Origin of the sequence: Micromonospora narathiwatensis (genome assembly GCF_900089605.1) — a bacterium.
GTDB lineage: Bacteria > Actinomycetota > Actinomycetes > Mycobacteriales > Micromonosporaceae > Micromonospora > Micromonospora narathiwatensis.
The window spans coordinates 3,448,479-3,469,205 of the sequence record NZ_LT594324.1 but is presented as its reverse complement, the minus strand read 5'-3'; the positions used below and the strand labels follow the sequence as shown (position 1 = coordinate 3,469,205).

Below are 20,727 nucleotides of genomic sequence, written 5' to 3'. Positions count from 1 at the left end.
CGGGTGATCGAGGCGTACCCGAAGCAGGTTCCTGTCCGCGCGGCCACCGCCGCGCGTCGACAGCGCACCTGGCCGGGGTCCGCCTCGACCTGCCGCCCGCCGTCGTGACCGGGGCGTTCCTCGCCGGTCTGGTGGCCGGCTACGGCGTCGCCGTCCCGGTCGGCGCGATCGCGGTGCTCATTCTCGGGCTCAGTGCACGTACCTCTTTCCGCGTCGGCGCGGGCGCGGCGCTCGGGGTGGCCACCGCCGACGGTGTCTACGCCGGGGTGGCTGCCCTCGGCGGCGCCGCGGTGGCCGGTCTGCTCGCCCCGTTCGCCGATCCGTTGCGGCTGGTCGCGGCGGCGGTGCTGCTGGTCCTCGCCGGGCACGGCGCGTGGCGGGCCCTGCGCCCTCCGGCTGCGGCCGGTCGGCAGGTGGTGCGGCGCGGGCTGGACACCCCGACCCGGGCCTACTTCGCGATCCTCGCGCTGACCATGCTCAATCCGGCGACCGTCGTCTATTTCGCGGCGCTCGTCCTGGGCCGGCGCGATGCGGGCGGTGCCGACGTCGTGGCCGCCGGGCTGTTCGTGCTCGGGGCCTTCCTCGCCTCGGCCAGTTGGCAGTTGCTGATCGCCGGGGGTGGCACGCTGGTCGGTCGGGCCCTCACCGGCCCGCGGGGGCGTCTGGTCACCGCGTTGGCGTCCAGCACCATCATCGCGGCGCTCGCCGTCGCCGTGCTGCTGGGTTGAACCGGCCTGATCATCCACAGGGGATGATCGATGTATTACAGTCTCATGACGGTTGATCTTCATGGGTGTTACGACGACGTCGGTCGAATCGGCAGGTCTATCCGTCGAACGCACAGTTCTGTTCGCATCTTCGACCACCGATGCTCCGCCGTCGGGACGGCCGCTCCCGTGTACCCCGTCGTCGCCGTCGGCTGATGATCACCTGGCCGACGTGCGCCGTTCGACGTCCTGTCAGGATCGCCTCCACTGTTCGGCTGATGTCGGGAGTCCGTCATCCGTTTAGGGTCCTTGACCAATCTGTGGATCAGCCGTGCGCGGCCCCGCCGACCCGGGACGGTGCGACGGCTCCACCACTCCTCACCGAGCAGGGAGACGTCTTGAGGATCACCCTGATGCGTCTACCGCGGCACCGTGAACGAGACGGTCAACCGCGGCGTGGGCGGATCGCAACCCTACTCGCTGCCGCGCTGGTAGCGGCGGCGCTGCCGGCGCTGGCGGCGCCCGCAGCGGCCAGCGCGGCCCCGTCCCCCAACGGCCCGTGGCACAAGGTGGACGGCAAGCCGGCACCGACCAAGGCCGGCAAGAAGGCCACTGTCAACGCCAAGCGGCTCTCCGCGTTCACCCTCGACCGGGCCAGCCTGAAGGGCACCCTCGACAAGGCTCCGCGCGAGCGCGGCAAGGCGGCGCGCCAGCAGCGGCAGATCGTGTCGCTGCCCGCGCCCGACGGGACGCTCCAGCGCTTCGAACTGGTGAACTCGCCCGTGATGGAGGCCGGCCTGGCCGCCAAGCACCCCGAGATCACCACGTACGCCGGTCAGGGCCTGGACGACCCGACCGCGACCATCCGGGCGGACCTCACTCCGCTCGGCTTCCACGCGTCGGTCCGCTCGGCGGCCGGGAACTGGTACGTCGACCCGTACTACCACCTCGACGAGAGCCTCTACGCGAGCTACTTCGCCCGCGACCTGGAGAACCCGCACGGCGAGTTCGTCGAGCGTGAGGACGTGGCGAGCGAGGCGCACGCCCTGGCGGACGAGATCGCGACCGCCCAGGCCGAGGTCCCGGCCGGTCCGCTGGTGAAGCTGCGCACCTACCGGGTGGCGCTGGTGACCGACCCCTCCTACGCCAACTTCTTCGGCGCGGAGAACGTCACCGCCGCCAAGGTCACCCTGATGAACCGGGTCACCCAGATCTACGAGGACGAGACCGCGATCCGGCTCGTGCTGATCAACGACACCGACAAGACCAACCTGAACACCCCGGCGCTGGCCACCGAGCCGAACGGCCCGTGTGGCGCGGCGGCGTGCTTCACCACGGCGCAGATCAGCTCCTGCGGCAGCAGCACGCTGAGCCGGAACCGGATCGTGCTCGGCCAGATCGTCGGCGCCAGCAACTACGACGTGGGCCACATCGGCCTCGGCGTCAACGGCGGCGGCATCGCCAGCCTCGGTGTTATCGGCGGCGGCAGCAAGGCGCAGGGCTGCACCGGTCTGCCACAACCGACCGGTGACTTCTATGCGGTGGACTACGTGGCACACGAGATGGGCCACCAGTTCGCCGGCAACCACACCTTCAACGGCACGCAGTACAACTGCTCGGGCGGCAACCGCAGCGCGGCCAACTCGTACGAGCCGGGCAGCGGTTCGTCGATCATGGCGTACGCCGGCATCTGCCAGCAGGACAACCTCCAGCCGCACACCGACCCGTACTGGTCGCACCGCAGCTACACCGAGATCACCACGTACGTCACCTCGAACCGCGCGGCGATCAGCGAGGTGCAGACCGCCTCGCTGTACGACTTCGACGCCAACGGTGACTCGTTCCGGGTCCGCTACAACGGCAACGACTCGGCCCCGATCGTGCGGGGTGGCAACTACACCACCGCCGGCATCAAGGCCGCCATCGAGGGGATCGCCGGCTGGCCGGCCGGCGCGACCGTCACCGTGGCCGCCTTCGGCGGCAGCGGCACGCTGAACGACACCGGTTTCCAGGTGACCTTCGGCGGCACGCTGGCCAACACCAACGTGGCCGCGCTGGAGCTGACCGACTTCACCGGCGCCTCCGGTTTCGTCGGTGAGACCGCCAAGGGCGGTGCCATCGACAACGGCGGCTTCCTGGTCGAGGACACCGCCAACCACGCGCCGGTGGTCACCGTGCCGGGCACCGTCACCATCCCGGTGCGTACCCCGTTCGCGCTGACCGGCAGTGCCACCGACGTCGACGGCGACACGGTGACGTACATGTGGGAGCAGAACGACCGGGGCGCCTCCGCCGGCACCGCGCTGGTGAACAACACGAAGACCAACGGTCCGCTGTTCCGGGTGTTCGGCGAGGCGGCGAACGTGTCGCCCGAGGACACCCTGAAGTACCACTCGCCGGGTCAGAACGCGGTGACCACCGACTCGACCCGGATCTTCCCGGACATGAAGCAGATCCTGGCGGGCAACACGAACGCCAAGACGGGCGCCTGCCCGGCCGCGCCGGCCCCGCCGCCCACCGGTGGTGCCTCGAACGTGCCGGCGGAGATCGTCGACTGCTTCTCGGAGTTCCTGCCCACCAAGGACTGGGTCGGTTTCAGCAACGACCGGACCCTGCACTTCAAGCTCACCGCCCGCGACGGGCGGCTGGGTGGCGGCGGCATCGGCAGCGCCGACGTCGCGGTGGCGCTGGCCCCGAACGCCGGGCCGTTCCTGGTCACCTCGCAGGGCTCCGCCGCCGTCCTCGACGGTGGTTCGAGCCAGACGGTCACCTGGGACGTGGCCGGCACCGACGCGGCGCCGGTGAACGCCAGCCAGGTGAAGATCTCGCTGTCCGCCGACGGTGGACAGACCTTCCCGTACGTGCTGGCCGAGAGCACCCCGAACAACGGCAGCGCCACGGTGACCCTGCCCAACGTGGCGACCAAGCAGGCCCGGATCAAGATCGAAGCCGTTGGCAACATCTTCTTCGATGTCAACGACGCCGACCTCACCGTCCGGTCCGCCCCCGTGGTCACCAACGACGCTCCGGCCGGCGGGGCCCGCGTCCAGTACAGTGACGCGCTCTCGCCGACCGTCACCGTCTCGGCGACCGACGGTGACACCGCCGGCACCGCGCTGACCGCGTCCGCCGCCGGCCTGCCCGCGGGCCTGTCGCTGGCCGTGGCGGCGACCTCCGGCACCGACACCCTGCCCGGTACGCGCAGCTGGACCGTCGCCGGTACCACCACGGCGGCTCCGGGCACCTACCCGGTCACCGTGACCGTCTCCGACGGCACCGGCCTGGCCGGCAGCACCTCGTTCACCGTCACGGTCACCGCCGAGGACGCGGCGGCGACCTGGGCCGGTGACACGCTGGTGAGCACCGCGACCAGCGGCGCCTCCGGCAAGGCGCTGCTGCGGGCCGTCGTCCAGGACAGCTCGGTGCTGCCCTCGGCGACGGACACCACCGCGGGTGACATCCGCAACGCCACGGTCACCTTCACCGAGGGTGGCGTGACGCTCTGCACCGGCACGGTGGAGCTGCTCGGCGCGGCGACCACGAGCGCCTCCGCGGCGTGCGAGGTCGCCCTGCCGGCGGGTACGCACACCGTCACCGCGACGGTCGGTGGGTACTACACCGGCAGCACCACGGCGCAGGTGACGGTCGCCGTCTCCGACGGTGGCTTCCTCACCGGTGACGGCGAGATCACCGTCGACCGCTCGGCGGGGGCGTACCCGGCCGACGCGAAGTCGAAGGTCGCGGTGAACCTGACCGGGAAGCCCGCCACGGCCAACAAGGCCGCGTCGGGCCAGGCCGAGATCGCGTTCCGCTCCGGCGGCAAGTCCTACACGATCAAGGCCGGTACGGTCGACGGGCTGGGGATCACCTCGGCCGGCAAGGTCGCTCAGGTGCGCTACCAGGCCAGCCTGTACGACAGCAACGGCAAGGTGGTGGCCAGCGGCCTGACGCTGGCCGTGACGGTGACCGACCGGGGCGCTCCCGGGCGGGACGACACCGTCGGCATCACCCTGTGGAACGGCGGTGCCCTGCTCTTCTCGTCCGACTGGACGGGGAACGGCACCGGTGAGGTCAACCTGACGGCGGGCAACCTCACCGTCCACTGACCAACGGGTAGCGCGGGAGGACGCCGGTCGCGGTGTCCTCCCGCGTTGCTTTTCCCGCCGAGCCACGGCGACTCCCCGTGCCGTACCGTCGTGGCATGAGCAGCCGACCCGCAGCCGGGGGCGGCCGGTGGGTCGAGGTCGACCCGGCCCGCGTCGCCCGCTGGGTCGAGGGCCTCACCGACCGGCACGGCCCGCCCACCACCACCGTCCAGGGGTACGGTCTGCTGCTCGCCGCCCCGGACGGGGCGACGGCCGAGCTGCACACCCCGCCCGGCGCCCCCGCGAGCGCCGACGTACCCGGGTTCGTGGCCGCCGCCGGTGCGCCGCGGCGGCTCGGCCTGCTGCTGGCGCGCAAGGGCGCGGTGGCGGTCGGCGTCGCCGACGGTCCGGACCTGATCGTCTCCAAGGTGGACACCCGCTACGTGCAGGGGCGCACCGCCGCGGGTGGCTGGTCGCAGCAGCGGTTCGCCCGGCGGCGGGACAACCAGGCGAAGGCGGCGCTCGGCGACGCGGCGGAGCTGGCCGTACGCCTGCTGCTGCCGGAGGCGGCGACGTTGGCCGCGCTGGTCTGCGGCGGTGACCGGCGGGCGGTGGACGGTGTGCTGGCCGACCGGCGGCTGGCCCCGCTCGCCGCGCTGCGCGCCGACCGGTTGCTCGACGTGCCCGAGCCCCGGCACACGGTGCTGGTCGGCGCGGTGGCCGCCGCCCGCGCGGTGCGGATCCTGGTCCGCGACCCCGACCGCGACTGACCCGTTCGCGTTCCCCGCACCACCGCGCTGTGGCTCCGCAGGTATCTCCAGTAGCCTCCCACCGTGGTGGAAACCAGCAGGGTCGAGCGCTACCGGCACGAGGTCGATCGTTGGACGGTCGGTCAACTCCGTGCTGCGCTGGACGGGCTCCCGGACGACATGGTGCTGCGGGTCGAGGTCCCGTTCGGGCCGAGCAGCGCCCATCCCGATCCATGGGGTAACGACCAGTTCGTGGTGACCGCCGCGACGGTCGACGACGGCGACCACCTGCCGGTCGACGAGTTCGTCGTGCGGGTCGACTACCCGGCCGACTGGTACGTCCGGGTCATCTGAGGCACGGTCGACCTCCGCCCGGTCAGGTCCCGAGCGGAGTCCTCGTCGACGCCTACCCCGCATCGGGCCCTCGGGCCCTGACTCGCGCGCAGGTGCCTCGGGCGGGCCCGGTACCCTTCCGACGATGTCCCGAAATCGCTCATCCCGGGTCGGACTGGTTGTCGCCGGGCTCGGCACCGCGCTGCTTTTGGCGGCCTGCGGACCGTCTGCCCCCGAGGCTCCGCGGGTGGTGCCGGCGTCGGCATCGGTCGACCCGGCCGGCATCGTCACCGACTTCGTCAGGCAGCTCAAGCCCACCGCGCCGTACCGCGACCCCACCGCGACGGAGCGCCGGGCCGTTCGGGACGCGGTCGATCTGCTCCTTGACGGCCCGGACGGGCTGGAGGACGCAACCCGTCTCCTCGACACGGTCGGCTACACCGCCCGCGTCACCGACGATCCCGAGACCGGCCGCCGGTACGCGATGTTCGCCACCGAGCCGGGCGGCGACGGCTCCTGGGGGATGCTGCTGGTGGACCTCTCCGGCGAGCTGAAGCTGGCCATCGAGGTGCCGCACCCGAACTCGGACCTACAGACCGAGGACGTCGGGCTACGGCTGTTCCGGGCGGTGCCCGGGTCGATGCTGGTGGTCGCCGGCGCACACCGCCGGGCCGGGGGCGACCGGGCCGACGCCGCGCACAACGCCGTCGGGATGTTCCAGGTCGTCACCGGCCGGTTTGCCCGGCGCGGCCTCAACCAGATCCAGCTGCACGGATTCGCCGAGCAGAGCCTGCCCGACGAGGACGCGGTGGTCTCGAACGGCCAGCGCAGCTCCAACGCGCCGCTACGCCGAATGGCGGACGCGCTGGAGGACGCCGGCTTCGTCACCTGCCGGGCCTGGGCCGTCCGCTGCGGGCAACTGGAGGGCACCACCAACACCCAGGCCGACGAGGCCCGCCGAAACAGGTCGGTCTTCATTCACCTTGAGATCACCTGGGCGATCCGTCGGGACGCCGACCGCCGGGCGGAGCTGGTGGCGGCGCTCAGCTCGGCCGACCTGCCACGCAGTTGACCCGGTGGGACAACCCCGGCGGGCGTCGGATCCCGCCGGGGGCGTAGGCGGACGTCAGATCCGGCGGGCGGTGAGGAAGCGGTTCGACCAGTAGCTCGGGCCGTCCAGCAGCGACTCGCCACCGAAGTCGCCGAAGGTCGGGCCGTCCGCCTTGACCCGGCTGGACATGAAGCGGTGGTGGCCCGAGTCGTCGACGCCGATGAAGATCCCCGAGTGCTGGATGGTCGGGCCGGCCTCCTCACCGTGGCTGAAGAACACCAGATCACCCTCTTGGAGCAGGTCGTAGTCGCGGGCCGGCTTGCTGGTGTTGGGGATGAGCAGCGTGCCGGGACCCAGCTCGGCCATCGCGTACGCCCGGCGCGGCAGGCCGGGACCCTTGATGTTCTTGCCGAGCAGGGGGTACTTCATCCGGTAGCCGTAGACCATCCGGATGAACCCGGAGCAGTCGAGGCTGCGCAGGTGCGCCTTGTCCGGGCGCTCGTGCTTGCCGTCGGGGAAGTCCCACGAGACGCCCATGTAGTCGTAGAAGTCGGAGTTCTCCGCGCGGCCGTCCGGGTCATTGGGCGCCAGCGGCCCGAACGAGGCGTCACCGGCGTACTGGACACCCTTGGCGTCCTTGCGGGCCGGGGCGCCGTCGAGGTAATCCATCGCGATGGCGAGCGCGTCCGGACTGGTGTCCTGAACCTGCTTGGTCAGCCAGGGCCGGAACCAGGCAGCCTGCTCCGCGCCCTCCGCCCACGGCTTCGGCGCCAGCCTGATCCACGCGTCGGTGGTCACGGTCGCCTGGGTGAACCGAGGTTCCCGGAAGGTCCGCTCGGGCCCGGAGATCCGTACCGTGCGGGACTTGTCGGTGAACATTGCCAGCACCCGACCGGCGGCGTCCTGGACCTGGGTGCGGGCCGGCCGGTCGAGCCGGGTGTAGGTCAGCTCGCCGGAGGGGTCCGCCGGCCCCGCGGTCTCGATCGCGGCCGGTGCTACCGGCGCGGAAGGCCGGAGTGCCACCGCGACCATCACGCCCGCGACGACGACGACGGCGACCAGGGCCGCCCATATCCAGTTGCTGCTCTTCGACGCCATGAGTGGTCTCCCTGTGGTCGGTTGCGGCCCGGAGAGTGGTCAGCTGACCGGCACCAGGCCGGCGAGCACACCGCTGACGATGATCAGATAGGTGCCCACGGAAACCGCCCCGGTGGCGAGCATCGTCGCCACCGGAGGCTGTCGGACCAGCTGGTAGGCGATCAGGCCGGGCGCGACGAATCCAAGGGTCTGGTGCGAGAACAGGAGCGGGAAGTCCTGCTGGATGACGAGGAACAGGGTCGTCTGCAACAGCACGCTGAGCAGGACGATCGCGGCGAAGAGCCGCTTGCCGTAGAGGATGACCACCCGCTGCATGACCTTGGTCAGGGCCCAGGTGACGGCGGTCATCGCCAAAATCACCAGCGCCTGCTGGTATTCCTCGACCAGCGTCAACGCCAGCCAGCCCGGGGTGATCATGCCGCCTGGCGAGAGGTTGGTGGTCAGGTAGCAGGCCAGTGCGAGCACCAACCCCACGCCCAGGCAGAGCGTCGCAAGCTCGGGCGTCAGTTCTCCGCTCGTCACGAGGGGCTCCAGTAGGCGGACGGCCGCTGTTGCGGCGGCTGCTGATCGGACTCTTGCTGGTCGGACGGGTGCGCTGGTGGTCGGGTGGCGCCGGACGGGCGCCGGACGGGCGGGGTGGCCCGGTCCGCATCGTAGGCGGCCGGCTGGTCGGGCATCACCCGGCCCTGGTCGTACCCGGCCGGGTGGTCGGGCCGCCTCCGGTCCGGGTCGTATCCGGCGTGCTGGTCGGGCCGCCTCTGGCCCGGGTCGTATCCGGCGTGCTGGTCGGGCCGTCTCCGGTCCGGGTCGTATCCGGCGTGCTGGTCGGGCCGCCTCTGGCCCGGGTCGTATCCGGCGTGCTGGTCGGGCCGCCTCCGGTCCGGGTCGTACCCGGCCGGCGGGGTGCGCTGGGGCGGGACGGGCCGGGCCGGCGGCACCTGCCGGGGGCGGGCGTGCGGCCCCTCGACGTGGCCGCCGTGGTGGCCCGGACCGTCGTAGCGCGGCGGCCTCGGCGTACCCGGGCCGTGCGGGAACTGCTCGGGTGCCGGGCCGGGGGCGTACGGGGCCCGCGGGTCGGGTCCCGGGCCGGCGCCGTACGCAGGGCGCGGGCCGTGTGGAGGCCGCGGGCCGTGCGGGGGGCGCGGGCCCTGCGGCGGGCGGGGGCCGTTGGCGCCGGGGATCTGCGGTCCACGACCGTCATGCGCCCCGGCCGGCGGGCGTCCGTCGTGCGGCTGGACGCGGGCGGCCTGTGCTTGGGCAGGCGCGCCGTACTCGCGCGGCTGCCGGGGCGGCGCACCGTGCGGCCCCGCCCCACGGGGCCCGTACGGCCGTGCCCCACGGGGCCCGTACTGCCGTCCCCCGCGCCCGTACGGCTGGGCGCCCCGGGGCGCGTCGTAGGGTGGCCGATCCGGAGTGGCCACGGGGAAGGGCGGCGCGGTGCGCTCCTCCGGGGTGGGCCGTTCCAGGCCGGCGAGCTGGGCCAGCAGGATCTCGCCCTGGCCGTGGATGTTGCCGATCGCCAGCACGGAGGCGAACGTGTCGATGGTGCCCAGCACGCCGTCGAGCAGTTCGCCGGCACCGATCTTGCCGCCCAGGTCGACGACCCGGTCCTGCCACTTGTCGTCGATCTTGACGCGGGCGCTGCGGGTCGGCTCGCCGATGAGGATGATCTTGTCCGGGTCGATCCGGGAGATCAGCGAACCCATCTGGCCGTTCCGCTCGACCCGGTCCGGGCGGCAGTTGATCAGCACGTGCAGCGGCCGGGGGATGGAGCCCTGGTCGGCGAGCTGCTGGATGTTCATGTAGGTCGACTCGGGGTCGTTCGCCGCGAAGATGTTCGCGAAGCGCAGCGACTTCGGCCCCGAGCGGTACTCCTCCACGCTCAGCACGCCCGGGTCCGGCGGGGCGGTCCACATGCCGTTGAGCGCGGCCTTGCGGGGCACCCCGAGCAGCTCGGCCACCTTGAGGGCGATGGCCACGTTCTCCTTGAACGTGGTCCAGGTGAAGCCCTTCATCTCCTGGTCGGCGACCGACTCCGGGTCGACGGCGACGAGCTTGCAGTTCCGCTTGTCCGCCTCCTCCTGGAGGATGTGCAGCCGCTCCTTCTCGGCGGTGACGCAGATCCCGCCGACCGGCATGGACCGGCTCAGCGACCGGGCCACGTCATCCAGCGTCGGCCCCATCTCGGCGAGGTGGTCCTCCCGGACGTTGCACAGGATGCCGATGGTGGACTGGATCAGCTTGGTCTGGTTCAGCTCCTGCAACGGCGGCATGACCGCCATGCACTCGATCACCAGCGCGTCCGGGTAGTAGGCGGCGGCCCGGCGGACGATACCGATCTGCTCGACCACGTTCGCGATGCCGAACTTCCGGTATACCGGCTCCTCGCTGGCGTCCGGAAAGATGAACCGGGCCGCGGTGCCGGTCGTCTTGGCCACCACCACCAGCTTGCCGCCACGCAGCGCGCCGGCGGTGAGCCGGGTGATCGAGCTCTTGCCGCGGATGCCGTTGACCAGCACCCGGTGCGGGATGCTGTGCAGGCTCCGGTGGTGGTTGCGCTGCTCGATGATCCCGGCGACCAGCAAACCCACGCAGGCGAGAAGAAACACCAGATAGAGGAAGAGCATCTCAGTCACCCCTCCGGCCGCCGCGGCCCCGTTCCGGCACCTTGGTCATGATCGTGGTCGGCATGCCCTCGGTGCCGCGCAACCGTGCCGCGCCGCCCAGCCGCTGCTCGCCGTGCACCGCCGCCTGGCGGCACACCTCCAGGCAGACCGCCACCGCGCCGATGTCGTCATGCACGCGCGGAGAGACCACCCGGGTGGTGTCGCCACCGGCCAAGGCGGCCGCCTCCCGCGCCAGGCCGCGCAGCGCACGGAGCTGGAAGAAGTAGTGCCAGCTGAACAGCAGCAGACCGATGCCGACCGCCACGACCACCACCAGCAGGGCACCGTGGTGCAGCTTGTTGCCGGGCATCGCGAAGTCGACCACCGGACGCTGGGCGACGACCGTCCACTCCAGCTGCGCGGCCGAGCCGTCCAGCGCGACCGGCGCCGCGATCAGCAGGCTGCGTACGCCCTCGACGTCGGTCACCTCGGCGTACGGGCGGCCGGTGAGCGCCTGAGCCGCGGCGCTGACCACCGGCGGCGTGCTGACCTGCTCGAACGCCAGGTAGCCGTCGCTGTCCAGGAGGTCCCGCTGGTCCACGTCGAGGACCCGCACCCGCCCGTCCACGCGTTGCAGCAGGCGGGTCAGGTAGCGCACGTCGAACTCGGCGACCAGCGACCGGCCGTCGGACAACGGCCGGTACGCGTAGATGATCGGCAGCCGGCCCGCCACGTCGTGCAGCACCACGCCGCCCTCACCGGGGAGCAGGCCCGCCGGTCGCAGCGGCTCCCGCCCGGCGCTGGTGACCACGCTCCCGTTCGCCGACACCAGGTAGGCGCTGCGGAAGCGATTGTTGTCGTCGACCAGATTGGCCAACGCCCGGCGCATCTGCGCGGTGTCGGCCTTGCCGTGGTCCCGGCCCAGCAGGGTGAGCTTCTGGTAGCCGCCGTCCAGCGTGTCGCCGACCGCCCCGGCCACCGAGCTCGCCTGGTTCTCCGTGTCCCGTACCACCTGGGCGGGGAGGTCGCGTTCGGCCTCGGTGAGGGTGGTCAGGACACCGCCGGCCGCGCCGAGCACGGCGAGGACGGCCAGTACGACGATCAGCCCGGCCGGGACGCCCCCGGGAGCGGAGTCGCGCCGTGCCGACCGGCCGGAGCCCTGTCGGTCGGCGAGCGTGCCGAGCGCCACCGCGATCCGATTGACCTCGGCGTTGCTCGTGCGCGGCGGCTCGCCCGGCGAGTTGCCGGAAGCGACCGCCTTGGCGTACCCGAGCAGCCGGCGGACCGGACGGGCCAGGCCGTACTGGAGGATCAGCAGCACCGCGACGGCCGCCACCAGCAGGGCCAGCGCCGCGACCAGGGGCTCCCGGACCACCGCGGCGTCGGTGATCGGGGTGTAGACCAGGGAGACGATCACGAACCCGAACTTGCCGACGGCGTCGGCGGTGACCAGCGGGACAACCGGCGTGTTCGATCCGCTGCCGGCCGGGGGCGCGACCGCCGTGCCGTTGCGGGTGGCGGTCGCCGTGCGGGAGCTGCCCTCGACGGCATTTTTGATCAGGGCGTCCAGCTGTGGCTCGGCCTGGACCGGGGTGCCCTGGGCCAGCGTCCGGCCGCCGTTCGGCACGGCGATCATGACCGCCTGCTTGGAGCGCGGATTGAGCCGCAGGGTACGGACGTTCAGGTTCAGCTCGGCAACGAGCAGCTTGCCGTCGCCGAGCGGCTCGACCAGCAGCAGTCGGGGAGCGTTGTTGTCGACCAGCGGGAGCGCGGCCCGCTCCGGGGCGGTGCCCTCGGGCAGCACGACCGGCTCGCCGACCGCGGTCACCGCGGTCTTGCCGTCGGGGCCGAACACGGCGGCACCCCGCCACTTGGGCTGGTCGGTGGTCAGCGAGGCGAGCTGTGCGGCGGCGGCGTCCGGCCGGACGTTGTAGGCGTCGACGGTCCGGGACACTTCGTCACGGCTGCGGATCACCAGGTTGTTGAGGCTGCGGGAGATCTCGTGGACGAAGTCCCGCTGCGAGTCGACCACCGCCTTCGGCACTCCGCCCGAGTCGCCCTGGCTCAGGTACGCGAAGGCGAAGATGGCCAGCAGGGTGAGCAGCAGGGACGACACCAGGGCCGGCGTGCCGATGCCGGTGAGGAGACGGGACTGCGGGAGCTGCTTCTCCAGGCTGATCAGGCGCCAGCGCGCGAGCTGGTCCCGATCGCCCCCGGGGTGCTGAGCACGACCCGCGGTGGGCGCGAAGTTCATCTCCACACCCCGTTCAGGCCGGTGTCACGCAACGACAGTCCTCCATGAGACAGTGGGCAGGCGAGGCCAACGGCCGCCTCGCGCTGCCCGAATCGGTCAGCCGATCGTCGTACCGGGTTCACCGCGCCGTCCACGCTCATCCGTCCAGCGCCGGTCGGGCGCCCTCGGGCTCCGAGGGCCCGGCGGTGCCCGTTTGCGCCGGCGGTGGGCCGAGCACCTTCAGCCCGGCATCCGCGCCGCCCTTGGCGAGCAGGTGGCCGCGGATCCGGTCCAGCGCGGCCTGGTAGCTGACGCGGCGGGCCGGGGAGGTCGTCTCGTCCGCCAGCGCGGCGGGCAGGTCGATCAGGCGGACGTCCGGGTTGAGGTCCACCCAGACCGGAATGGCCTCGGCCAGGGTGACCCGCCACTTCTTGCTGGCGACCTCGGTGAAGGTGAACCGGGCCATCACACCTTCGCGGTTGTCGAAGATCGGCTCGAGGTGCCGGGCGACCTGGTTGCCCATGCCGTAGACCACCCAGTCCGCGCCGATCTTCTCGATGGGCTGCACCACGTGAGCGTGGTGGCCCAGGATCAGGTCGATGTCCGGCGAGGCGATCAGCGGTCGTACCCACTTCTCCTGGTCGGCGTCCGGCTGGTGCAGGTACTCGGTGCCCCAGTGCATGCTCAGCACCACGATCTCGGCGCCGGCCGCCCGCAGCCGCTTGGCCGCGGCCAGGATCTCGGCGGGCTCGATGAGATTGGCCATCCACTCCTTGCCCGCCGGCCGCTTCAGGCCGTTGAAGTGCAGGGCGTACGCGAGGTGACCGACCTTGACCCCGTTCTTGACGTAGATGGCCGGAGTGAGCGCCTCCTGCTTGGTGCGGGCACTGCCGGTGTGTCGGATCTTGGCAGCGTCGAGCGCGTCCAGCGTGCGCTTCACGCCCTGCTCGCCCTGGTCGATGGTGTGGTTGGACGAGGTGGAGCAGGCGTCGAAGCCGGTGCCGCGGATGGCGTCCACGATCTGCGGCGGGACGTTGAACTTCGGGAACCCGATGAACGGGCCGTTCGGCGGCGCGAGCGGCGTCTCCAGGTGGCAGATGGCCAGGTCGGCGCCGGACACGGCCGGCCGCACCTGCTGGAGGAGCGGGTTGAAGTCCAGTCCGCCGGGGTTGCCGCCGCGTTCGGCGTCCCGGCGTGCCTGCGAGGTCAGCTCGGGGTGGATCAGGATGTCGCCGGCCCCGAGCACCGTGAAGATCCGACGCCCGGAGGAGTCCCGGCGGGGCTTCGGGTCGGGCGGCGTGGGCACCGAGCCGGCGGCCACCGGCTGCCCCGCCTGCGACGGGCCGGCCGGGGTACGGCTCTCGTCCCGGTTCCGGAGCACCCAGAAGACGCCGCCGGCCAGCAGCACAAGCACCAGCAAACCGACCGTGATCACCTTGCCACGGCCGGATCCTTCACGCATGTCACGCCCTTTGGACACCGCGACAGACTAGGGCAACGCCCAAAAACAGTCACATCACGTGACTGGCCTCACGCTGCGTCATCGGTCGCCTCCTGCCGGGCATCCCTCCTCAGTGGAGTCGTCGGCGGTCGAGCCTCGGTAGCACACCGTGAACCGCCGAGCCGGGGTGGCGTCAGCGGGTGCCGCCGAAGGTGTTGCAGGACTTCGGGTCACCGGTGGAGTAGCCCTGGGTGAACCACTGCTTGCGGTCCGCCGAGGTGCCGTGGGTGAACTCGTTCGGGTTGACCGGCCGCCCGGCGCGCCGCTGGATCGCGTCGTCACCGATCTTCTCGGCGGTGTCGATCGCCTGCTGGACGTCCTGCTCGGTGATGCTCTTGAAGATCTTCTGGCCGCGCTTGTCGGAGGTGCCGGTGGCGCTGCGCGCCCAGGCGCCCGCGTAGCAGTCGGCCTGGAGTTCCAGCCGTACCGAGAGCGCGTTGGCGTTGGCCGGGTCGCGCTGCTGCTGGCGGCGCATCTGTGCCTCGGTGCCGAGCAGGCTCTGCACGTGGTGGCCGTACTCGTGGGCCAGGACGTACGGCTGGGCGAACTCGCCCTTCGCGCCGAGCTGGTCGGCGAGCAGCCGGTAGAAGGTGAGGTCGATGTAGACCTGGTGGTCGGCCGGGCAGTAGAACGGCCCGACGCCGGAGTCGGCCGCGCCGCAGCCGGTGCGTACGGCCTGGCTGAAGAAGACGGTCTTGGCGGGCTGGTACTGCTGGCCGAAGACCTCCGGCAGCGCGGTACGCCAGTAGGCCTGGATCGAGTTGACGTAGAGGGTGTTGCGGCAATCGAGCTGCTGGAGCGCGTCCGGTGCCGCGCACTTCTGCTTCAGTGAGGTGTTGTCGCCCTGGTCGGAACCGCCGCCGCTCAGGGCGTTGAGGCCGAAGCCGCCGCCCGCGAGCGCGACGAGGACGGCGATCACGATGCCGATGATCCCGCCCCGGCCACCGCCGATCGGGATCGGGATGCCCAATCCGCCGCCTCCGCCGGACCCTCGCCGATCATCCACCTCGCTGGTGTCGATCTCCGCGTTCTCGTTCAGCTCCATGTCGACCCCGATCACCGATTTGTCCGTGTCTGCTGGTTGCGGTACCGGAATGGGTCCGGACGGCGTTTCCGATACCCGATGATCTTGCCCGGTAATCGGGAGGAAGCGGTAGGGCCCGCCCCGGTACACTTGCCCCCGTGCTGCGCTGCGAAGGCTGAACCGCCCCGCGCCGACGGGAAGTGTGACCCGCCGGCGCTTTCGCGTGCCCTGAATCAGCCCTTCCGGAACCCGAGAGCGAGTACCTCGACATGATCACTGCCACCGGCCTGGAGCTGCGCGCCGGTTCCCGGATCCTGCTGTCCGACACCACGCTGCGGGTGCAGCCGGGTGACCGGATCGGCCTGGTCGGCCGCAACGGCGCCGGCAAGACCACCACGCTCAAGGTGCTCGCTGGGGAGGGACAGCCGTACGCCGGGCAGCTCGACCGGCGCAGCGCGATCGGCTACCTGCCGCAGGATCCACGTACCGGCGATCTCGACGTCACCGGGCGGGACCGGGTGCTCTCCGCCCGTGGCCTGGACGTGCTGATGGCGCAGATGAAGGAGCTGGAGGCCAAGCTCGCCGAGGGCGCCGAGGACGAGCGCCTGGTCCGCCGCTACGGCGCGCTGGAGGACCAGTTCGCCTCCCTCGGCGGGTACGCGGCCGAGGCCGAGGCGGCCCGGATCTGTGCCAACCTCGGCCTGCCCGACCGGGCCCTGGCCCAGACCATCGGCACCCTCTCCGGCGGCCAGCGCCGGCGTATCGAGCTGGCCCGGATCCTGTTCCGCGACGCCGGCGAGAACGGCGGCGGCATCCTGCTGCTCGACGAGCCGACCAACCACCTGGACGCCGACTCGATCACCTGGCTGCGCGGGTTCCTCGCCAACCACAAGGGCGGCCTGATCGTGATCTCCCACGACGCGTCGCTGCTGGAGGCGGTGGTCAACAAGGTCTGGTTCCTCGACGCCACCCGCTCCGTGGTCGACGTCTACAACCTGGGCTGGAAGGCGTACCTGGAGGCGCGGGAGACCGACGAGCGGCGCCGCCGCCGGGAGCGGGCCAACGCCGAGAAGAAGGCCGGCGCGCTGATGGCCCAGGCGGACAAGATGCGGGCCAAGGCCACCAAGACCGTCGCCGCGCAGAACATGGCCCGCCGGGCCGAGAAGATGCTGGCCGGCCTGGAGGAGGTCCGCGTCGCCGACAGGGTGGCGAAGGTGCGCTTCCCCACCCCGGCGGCGTGCGGCAAGACCCCGCTCACCGCCGCCGGCCTGTCCAAGTCGTACGGGTCGCTGGAGATCTTCACCGATGTCAGCGTGGCGGTGGACCGGGGCTCCCGGGTGGCCATCCTCGGCCTCAACGGCGCCGGCAAGACCACCCTGCTGCGGATGCTCGGCGGCCTGCTCGAACCGGACACCGGCGAGGTGCGCCCCGGGCACGGCCTGCGGCTCGGCTACTACGCCCAGGAGCACGAGACCCTGGACGTGGACCGGACCATCCTGGACCACATGCGCAGCGCCGCGCCGGAGCAGACCGACACCGACCTGCGCAAGATCCTCGGCGCGTTCCTGTTCTCCGGGGAGGACGTCGACAAGCCGGCCGGGGTGCTCTCCGGTGGCGAGAAGACCCGGCTGGCCCTGGCCACGCTGGTCTGCTCCGGGGCGAACGTGCTGCTGCTCGACGAGCCGACGAACAACCTCGACCCGGTCAGCCGGGAGCAGGTGCTCGACGCGATCGCGCGTTACCCGGGGGCGATCGTGCTGGTCACCCACGACCCGGGCGCGGTGACGGCGCTCAAGCCCGATCGGGCCATCCTGCTGCCCGACGGCGACGAGGATGCCTGGAGTGACGACCTGCTCGAACTCGTCGAACTCGCCTGACCTCCACCCGTCACCGCGGCGTACGGGTCATCCGCCAGGTCAGGCCGCCATGATCCACCCGGACGGCCCGAGCTGACCGGTCAGTAGCATCACGGTATCGGGAAGCTGACATTGCATAGCGTGTCGGTTGGCGAAGAGTTGATATCTGGCGCATGATCGTTCGAGACGGTCTAATAGGTGGGACCGTATCCGAACCGCACAGTCTGGGACGTGAGGAATCAGCATGGCAGCCACCGGCACAGCCACCAGCACTGAGAAGGGTCGCCGGATCGTCGGAGCCGAGCGTCAGACGCTCGCCAAGGACCTGGTAAAGCGGTACACCTCGGGTGAGAGCATCCGTGCGCTCGCGGCCTCGACCGGCCGGTCCTACGGATTCATCCACCGGGTGCTCACCGAGTCCGGGGTGCAGCTGCGGCAGCGCGGCGGTGCCCGGCGCCGCAAGAAGGCGTGACCCGCCGGCCAGTGTCGTCCATCAGCGCCGTGCTCCGGATGGTCTGGTGACCACCGCAACGACCGGAGTACGACTCGACTGCGACGGGCCGGTCGCGACAGTGACGTTGTGCCGGCCCGACGTGCTCAACGCGCAGACCCCGGCGATGTGGCGCGCGATGAGCGATTTCTCCCGGGATCTGCCTGGCGACGTCCGGGTCGTCGTGGTGCGCGGCGAGGGGCGGGCCTTCTCCGCCGGCCTCGACCTGTCCGTGGCCGGCGCGTCCGGCCCGGGCTCGTTCGCCGAACTCGCCACCCTGCCCGAGCAGGAGTGCGCCGACCGGATCGCCGAGTACCAGGGCGGCTTCACCTGGCTGCACCGCCCGGACGTGATCTCCGTGGCCGCCGTGCAGGGGCACGCGATCGGTGCCGGGTTCCAGCTCGCCCTCGCCTGTGACCTGCGGGTGCTCGCCGAGGACGCGCGGCTCTCCATGGCCGAGGTGACCCTCGGCCTGGTCCCCGACCTCGCCGGCACCAAGCGTCTCGTCGAGCTGGTCGGCTATTCCCGCGCGCTGGAGATCTGCGCCACCGGCCGCCGGATGGACGCCGCCGAGGCGGACCGGATCGGGCTGGCCACGCTCGTCGTGCCGAACGCGGAACTGGACGCCGCGGTACGGGACCTGACCGCCGGCCTGCTGGCCAACAACCGCGACGCGGTCGTGGAGATCAAGGCGCTGCTCGCCGGCGCGGCCGGGCGTACCCACGCGCAGCAGCAGCGGGCCGAGCGCGAGGCGCAGACCCGGCGGCTGCGCGATCTGGCCGGGCGCGGAGAATAGTAAGGACCGTAGGGGAAGATCCGGGTTACTCGCGAAGTTGTCGTAGTCGTCGGGAGAATTGACCCGACGATCGAGGGCTCCCCGACGACCCGGAGGTGACGAGTGTCCAACCACATGGCCGGTGGCGGCATGGGCGGCTGGAGCATGCTCCGGTCGATGCGCAACCAGGACGAGGTCGCCACGCACCAGCTCAATCGCGGCACCGCCAAGCGGATCGTCGCGTTCGCCCGGCCCTACCGGCGCGACATCATCATCTTCCTGATCACCGTGGTGATCGCCGCGGTGGTCGGGGTGGCCACGCCGCTGCTCGCCGGTGACGTCATCGACGCGATCGCCAAGGGCGGCCCCGACGCGCGCTCGACGGTGGTCCGGCTCGCCCTGGTCATCGCCGCGCTGGCCGTCGCCGACGCGCTCTTCTCGCTGGCCCAGCGGTGGTACTCGGCCCGGATCGGGGAGGGCATCATCCTCGACCTGCGGACCCGGGTCTACGACCACGTCCAGCGGATGCCGTTGCAGTTCTTCACCCGGACCCAGACCGGCGCACTGGTCAGCCGGCTCAACAACGACGTGCTCGGCGCCCAACGGGCGTTCACCTCGACCCTGTCCGGGGTGGTCAGCAACGTCATCCAGCTCGTGCTCACCGCCGGGGCGATGCTCCTGCTGTCCTGGCAGATCACCGTGCTGGCGCTGGTGCTGCTGCCGATCTTCATCATCCCGGCCCGCCGGGTCGGCCGTCGGCTCGCCGAGATCACCCGCGAGTCCTACAACCTCGACGCGAAGATGAACGCGACGATGACCGAGCGGTTCGGCGTCGCCGGCGCGCTGCTGGTCAAGCTCTTCGGCTCGCCCGAGGTGGAGGCGGCCCGGTTCGCCGGCCGGGCCGAGCGGGTCCGCGACATCGGCATCCAGTCCGCCATGTACTCGCGCACGTTCTTCGTGGCGATGCTGCTGGTCGCCTCCCTCGCCCAGGCCCTGACGTACGGGCTGGGCGGGTGGCTCGCCGTCACCGGCGCGGTCAGCGCGGGCACCGTGGTCAAGCTCGCGCTGCTGCTCACCCGCCTGTACGGCCCGCTCACCGCGCTGTCCAACGTCCGGGTCGACGTGATGAGCGCGCTGGTCTCCTTCGACCGGGTCTTCGAGGTGCTCGACCTGCGTCCGGGCATCGAGGAGAAGCCCGACGCGGTTCCGGTGCCCCGGGCCAGTGGCCGGGTCGAGTTCCGTGACGTGCGGTTCCGCTACCCGAGCGCCGCCGAGGTGTCGCTGGCCTCACTGGAGGAGGTCGCCGCGCTCGACCGTACGGTGAACGAGCCGGTGCTCAAGGGCGTCTCGTTCGGCGTCGAGCCCGGGCAGATGGTGGCCCTGGTCGGTCCCTCCGGCGCCGGCAAGTCGACGCTGTCCATGCTGATCTCCCGGATCTACGACGTCAGCGACGGCCAGGTGCTGGTCGGTGGTGTCGACGTGCGGGACGCCACCCTGGCCTCGCTGCGCGACGAGATCGGCGTGGTCACCCAGGACTCCCACCTGTTCCACGAGACCATCCGGGAGAACCTGCGCTACGCCAAGCCGGACGCCACCGACGACGAGATCTGGGCGGCTTTGGCCGGCGCGCAGGTGGCCGACCTGGTCCGGTCCCTGCCCGACGGGCTGGACACCACGGTCGGTGAGCGCGGCTACCGCTTCTCCGGCGGCGAGAAGCAGCGCATCGCCATCGCCAGGCTGCTGCTCAAGGCCCCGTCGATCGTGATCCTCGACGAGGCGACCGCACACCTGGACTCGGAGAGCGAGGCGGCGGTGCAGCGGGCGCTCTCCGTGGCGCTGACCGGGCGTACCGCGCTGGTGATCGCGCACCGGCTCTCCACCGTCCGGGACGCCGACCAGATCCTCGTCCTCGACGAGGGCCGGATCGTCGAGCGCGGCCGGCACGAGGAACTGGTTGCCGTCGGCGGCCTCTACGCCGAGTTGTACCGCACCCAGTTCGCGGTGGCCGACTCGCCGACCCCGTACGCCGAGCCGGCGCCGCCACAGCCGGTGGTCAGCACCGTGCCGCTGGGCACCTACGTGGCGCAGGAGCCGGTGCCGCCGGCCGCGGCCAACTAGGAGCCCCCGTCCCGGGGCGGGTTGGCGCGTGTGGGCAGACCTGCTGCGGCGGCTGGGCCGCACCGACGAGGCGGCGGTCACCTACCGGCAGGCGCTGGAGT

General features: G+C 71.7%; 15 protein-coding genes. 9 read left to right on the top strand and 6 right to left on the bottom strand.

The window, feature by feature from the left end; translation table 11 throughout:
• The first annotated feature begins 104 nt into the window (after positions 1 to 104).
• The 5 genes from GA0070621_RS14650 to GA0070621_RS14630 all read left to right on the top strand — a co-directional run bounded on the left by GA0070621_RS14650 (position 105) and on the right by GA0070621_RS14630 (position 6,946).
• Positions 105 to 728: a LysE family transporter gene (locus GA0070621_RS14650; protein WP_091195801.1), complete on the top strand. Its 624-nt coding sequence runs from the start codon at positions 105 to 107 to the stop codon at positions 726 to 728.
• 392 nt (positions 729 to 1,120) lie between these two features.
• Complete coding sequence (locus tag GA0070621_RS14645) at positions 1,121 to 4,813, top strand: M12 family metallo-peptidase (RefSeq protein WP_167666920.1); 3,693 nt, start codon at positions 1,121 to 1,123, stop codon at positions 4,811 to 4,813.
• A 95-nt stretch (positions 4,814 to 4,908) separates the two neighbouring features.
• Positions 4,909 to 5,562 (top strand): acVLRF1 family peptidyl-tRNA hydrolase, encoded by a 654-nt coding sequence (locus tag GA0070621_RS14640; RefSeq protein WP_167666919.1) that lies wholly within the window; start codon positions 4,909 to 4,911, stop codon positions 5,560 to 5,562.
• 63 nt (positions 5,563 to 5,625) lie between these two features.
• Positions 5,626 to 5,895 carry a DUF6225 family protein gene (locus tag GA0070621_RS14635; protein WP_091195793.1) on the top strand — a complete coding sequence of 90 codons (270 nt, stop codon included), beginning with the start codon at positions 5,626 to 5,628 and terminating at the stop codon, positions 5,893 to 5,895.
• A gap of 124 nt (positions 5,896 to 6,019) precedes the next feature.
• Entirely contained in the window at positions 6,020 to 6,946 is a 927-nt protein-coding gene (locus GA0070621_RS14630; RefSeq protein ID WP_157739996.1) for a hypothetical protein, read from the top strand.
• Between the two features lie 54 nt (positions 6,947 to 7,000).
• Here the strand turns inward: GA0070621_RS14630 and GA0070621_RS14625 are convergent, their stop codons facing one another.
• From GA0070621_RS14625 to ypfJ, 6 genes are all read right to left on the bottom strand, one after another.
• Positions 7,001 to 8,023, bottom strand: a complete 1,023-nt coding sequence (locus GA0070621_RS14625; protein WP_091195788.1) for an NlpC/P60 family protein — start codon at positions 8,021 to 8,023, stop codon at positions 7,001 to 7,003.
• A 39-nt stretch (positions 8,024 to 8,062) separates the two neighbouring features.
• Positions 8,063 to 8,545 carry a poly-gamma-glutamate biosynthesis protein PgsC/CapC gene (locus tag GA0070621_RS14620; protein ID WP_091195785.1) on the bottom strand — a complete coding sequence of 161 codons (483 nt, stop codon included), beginning with the start codon at positions 8,543 to 8,545 and terminating at the stop codon, positions 8,063 to 8,065.
• Positions 8,542 to 10,650: a poly-gamma-glutamate synthase PgsB gene (pgsB, locus tag GA0070621_RS30890; protein ID WP_091195782.1), complete on the bottom strand. Its 2,109-nt coding sequence runs from the start codon at positions 10,648 to 10,650 to the stop codon at positions 8,542 to 8,544. Before pgsB ends, GA0070621_RS14620 begins: the two co-directional genes overlap by 4 nt.
• Before the next feature lies 1 nt (position 10,651).
• A complete protein-coding gene (locus tag GA0070621_RS14610; RefSeq protein WP_157739995.1) occupies positions 10,652 to 12,883 on the bottom strand; it encodes a cache domain-containing protein in 2,232 nt (743 codons plus the stop codon).
• Positions 12,884 to 13,019: 136 nt separating this feature from the next.
• On the bottom strand, positions 13,020 to 14,324 hold the full coding sequence (locus tag GA0070621_RS14605) for a CapA family protein (protein WP_091195776.1): 1,305 nt from the start codon (positions 14,322 to 14,324) through the stop codon (positions 13,020 to 13,022).
• A gap of 172 nt (positions 14,325 to 14,496) precedes the next feature.
• Positions 14,497 to 15,408: a KPN_02809 family neutral zinc metallopeptidase gene (gene ypfJ / locus GA0070621_RS14600; RefSeq protein WP_091202435.1), complete on the bottom strand. Its 912-nt coding sequence runs from the start codon at positions 15,406 to 15,408 to the stop codon at positions 14,497 to 14,499.
• Positions 15,409 to 15,656: 248 nt separating this feature from the next.
• Here ypfJ and GA0070621_RS14595 point away from each other — a divergent pair, with 248 nt between their 5' ends.
• The 4 genes from GA0070621_RS14595 to GA0070621_RS14580 all read left to right on the top strand — a co-directional run bounded on the left by GA0070621_RS14595 (position 15,657) and on the right by GA0070621_RS14580 (position 20,626).
• Positions 15,657 to 17,264: an ABC-F family ATP-binding cassette domain-containing protein gene (locus tag GA0070621_RS14595; protein WP_091195774.1), complete on the top strand. Its 1,608-nt coding sequence runs from the start codon at positions 15,657 to 15,659 to the stop codon at positions 17,262 to 17,264.
• A 223-nt stretch (positions 17,265 to 17,487) separates the two neighbouring features.
• On the top strand, positions 17,488 to 17,715 hold the full coding sequence (locus GA0070621_RS14590) for a helix-turn-helix domain-containing protein (protein WP_007462679.1): 228 nt from the start codon (positions 17,488 to 17,490) through the stop codon (positions 17,713 to 17,715).
• A gap of 46 nt (positions 17,716 to 17,761) precedes the next feature.
• Positions 17,762 to 18,529 (top strand): enoyl-CoA hydratase/isomerase family protein, encoded by a 768-nt coding sequence (locus GA0070621_RS14585; RefSeq protein ID WP_091195771.1) that lies wholly within the window; start codon positions 17,762 to 17,764, stop codon positions 18,527 to 18,529.
• A 114-nt stretch (positions 18,530 to 18,643) separates the two neighbouring features.
• A complete protein-coding gene (locus GA0070621_RS14580) occupies positions 18,644 to 20,626 on the top strand; it encodes an ABC transporter ATP-binding protein (RefSeq protein WP_091202433.1) in 1,983 nt (660 codons plus the stop codon).
• Positions 20,627 to 20,727 lie beyond the last annotated feature (101 nt).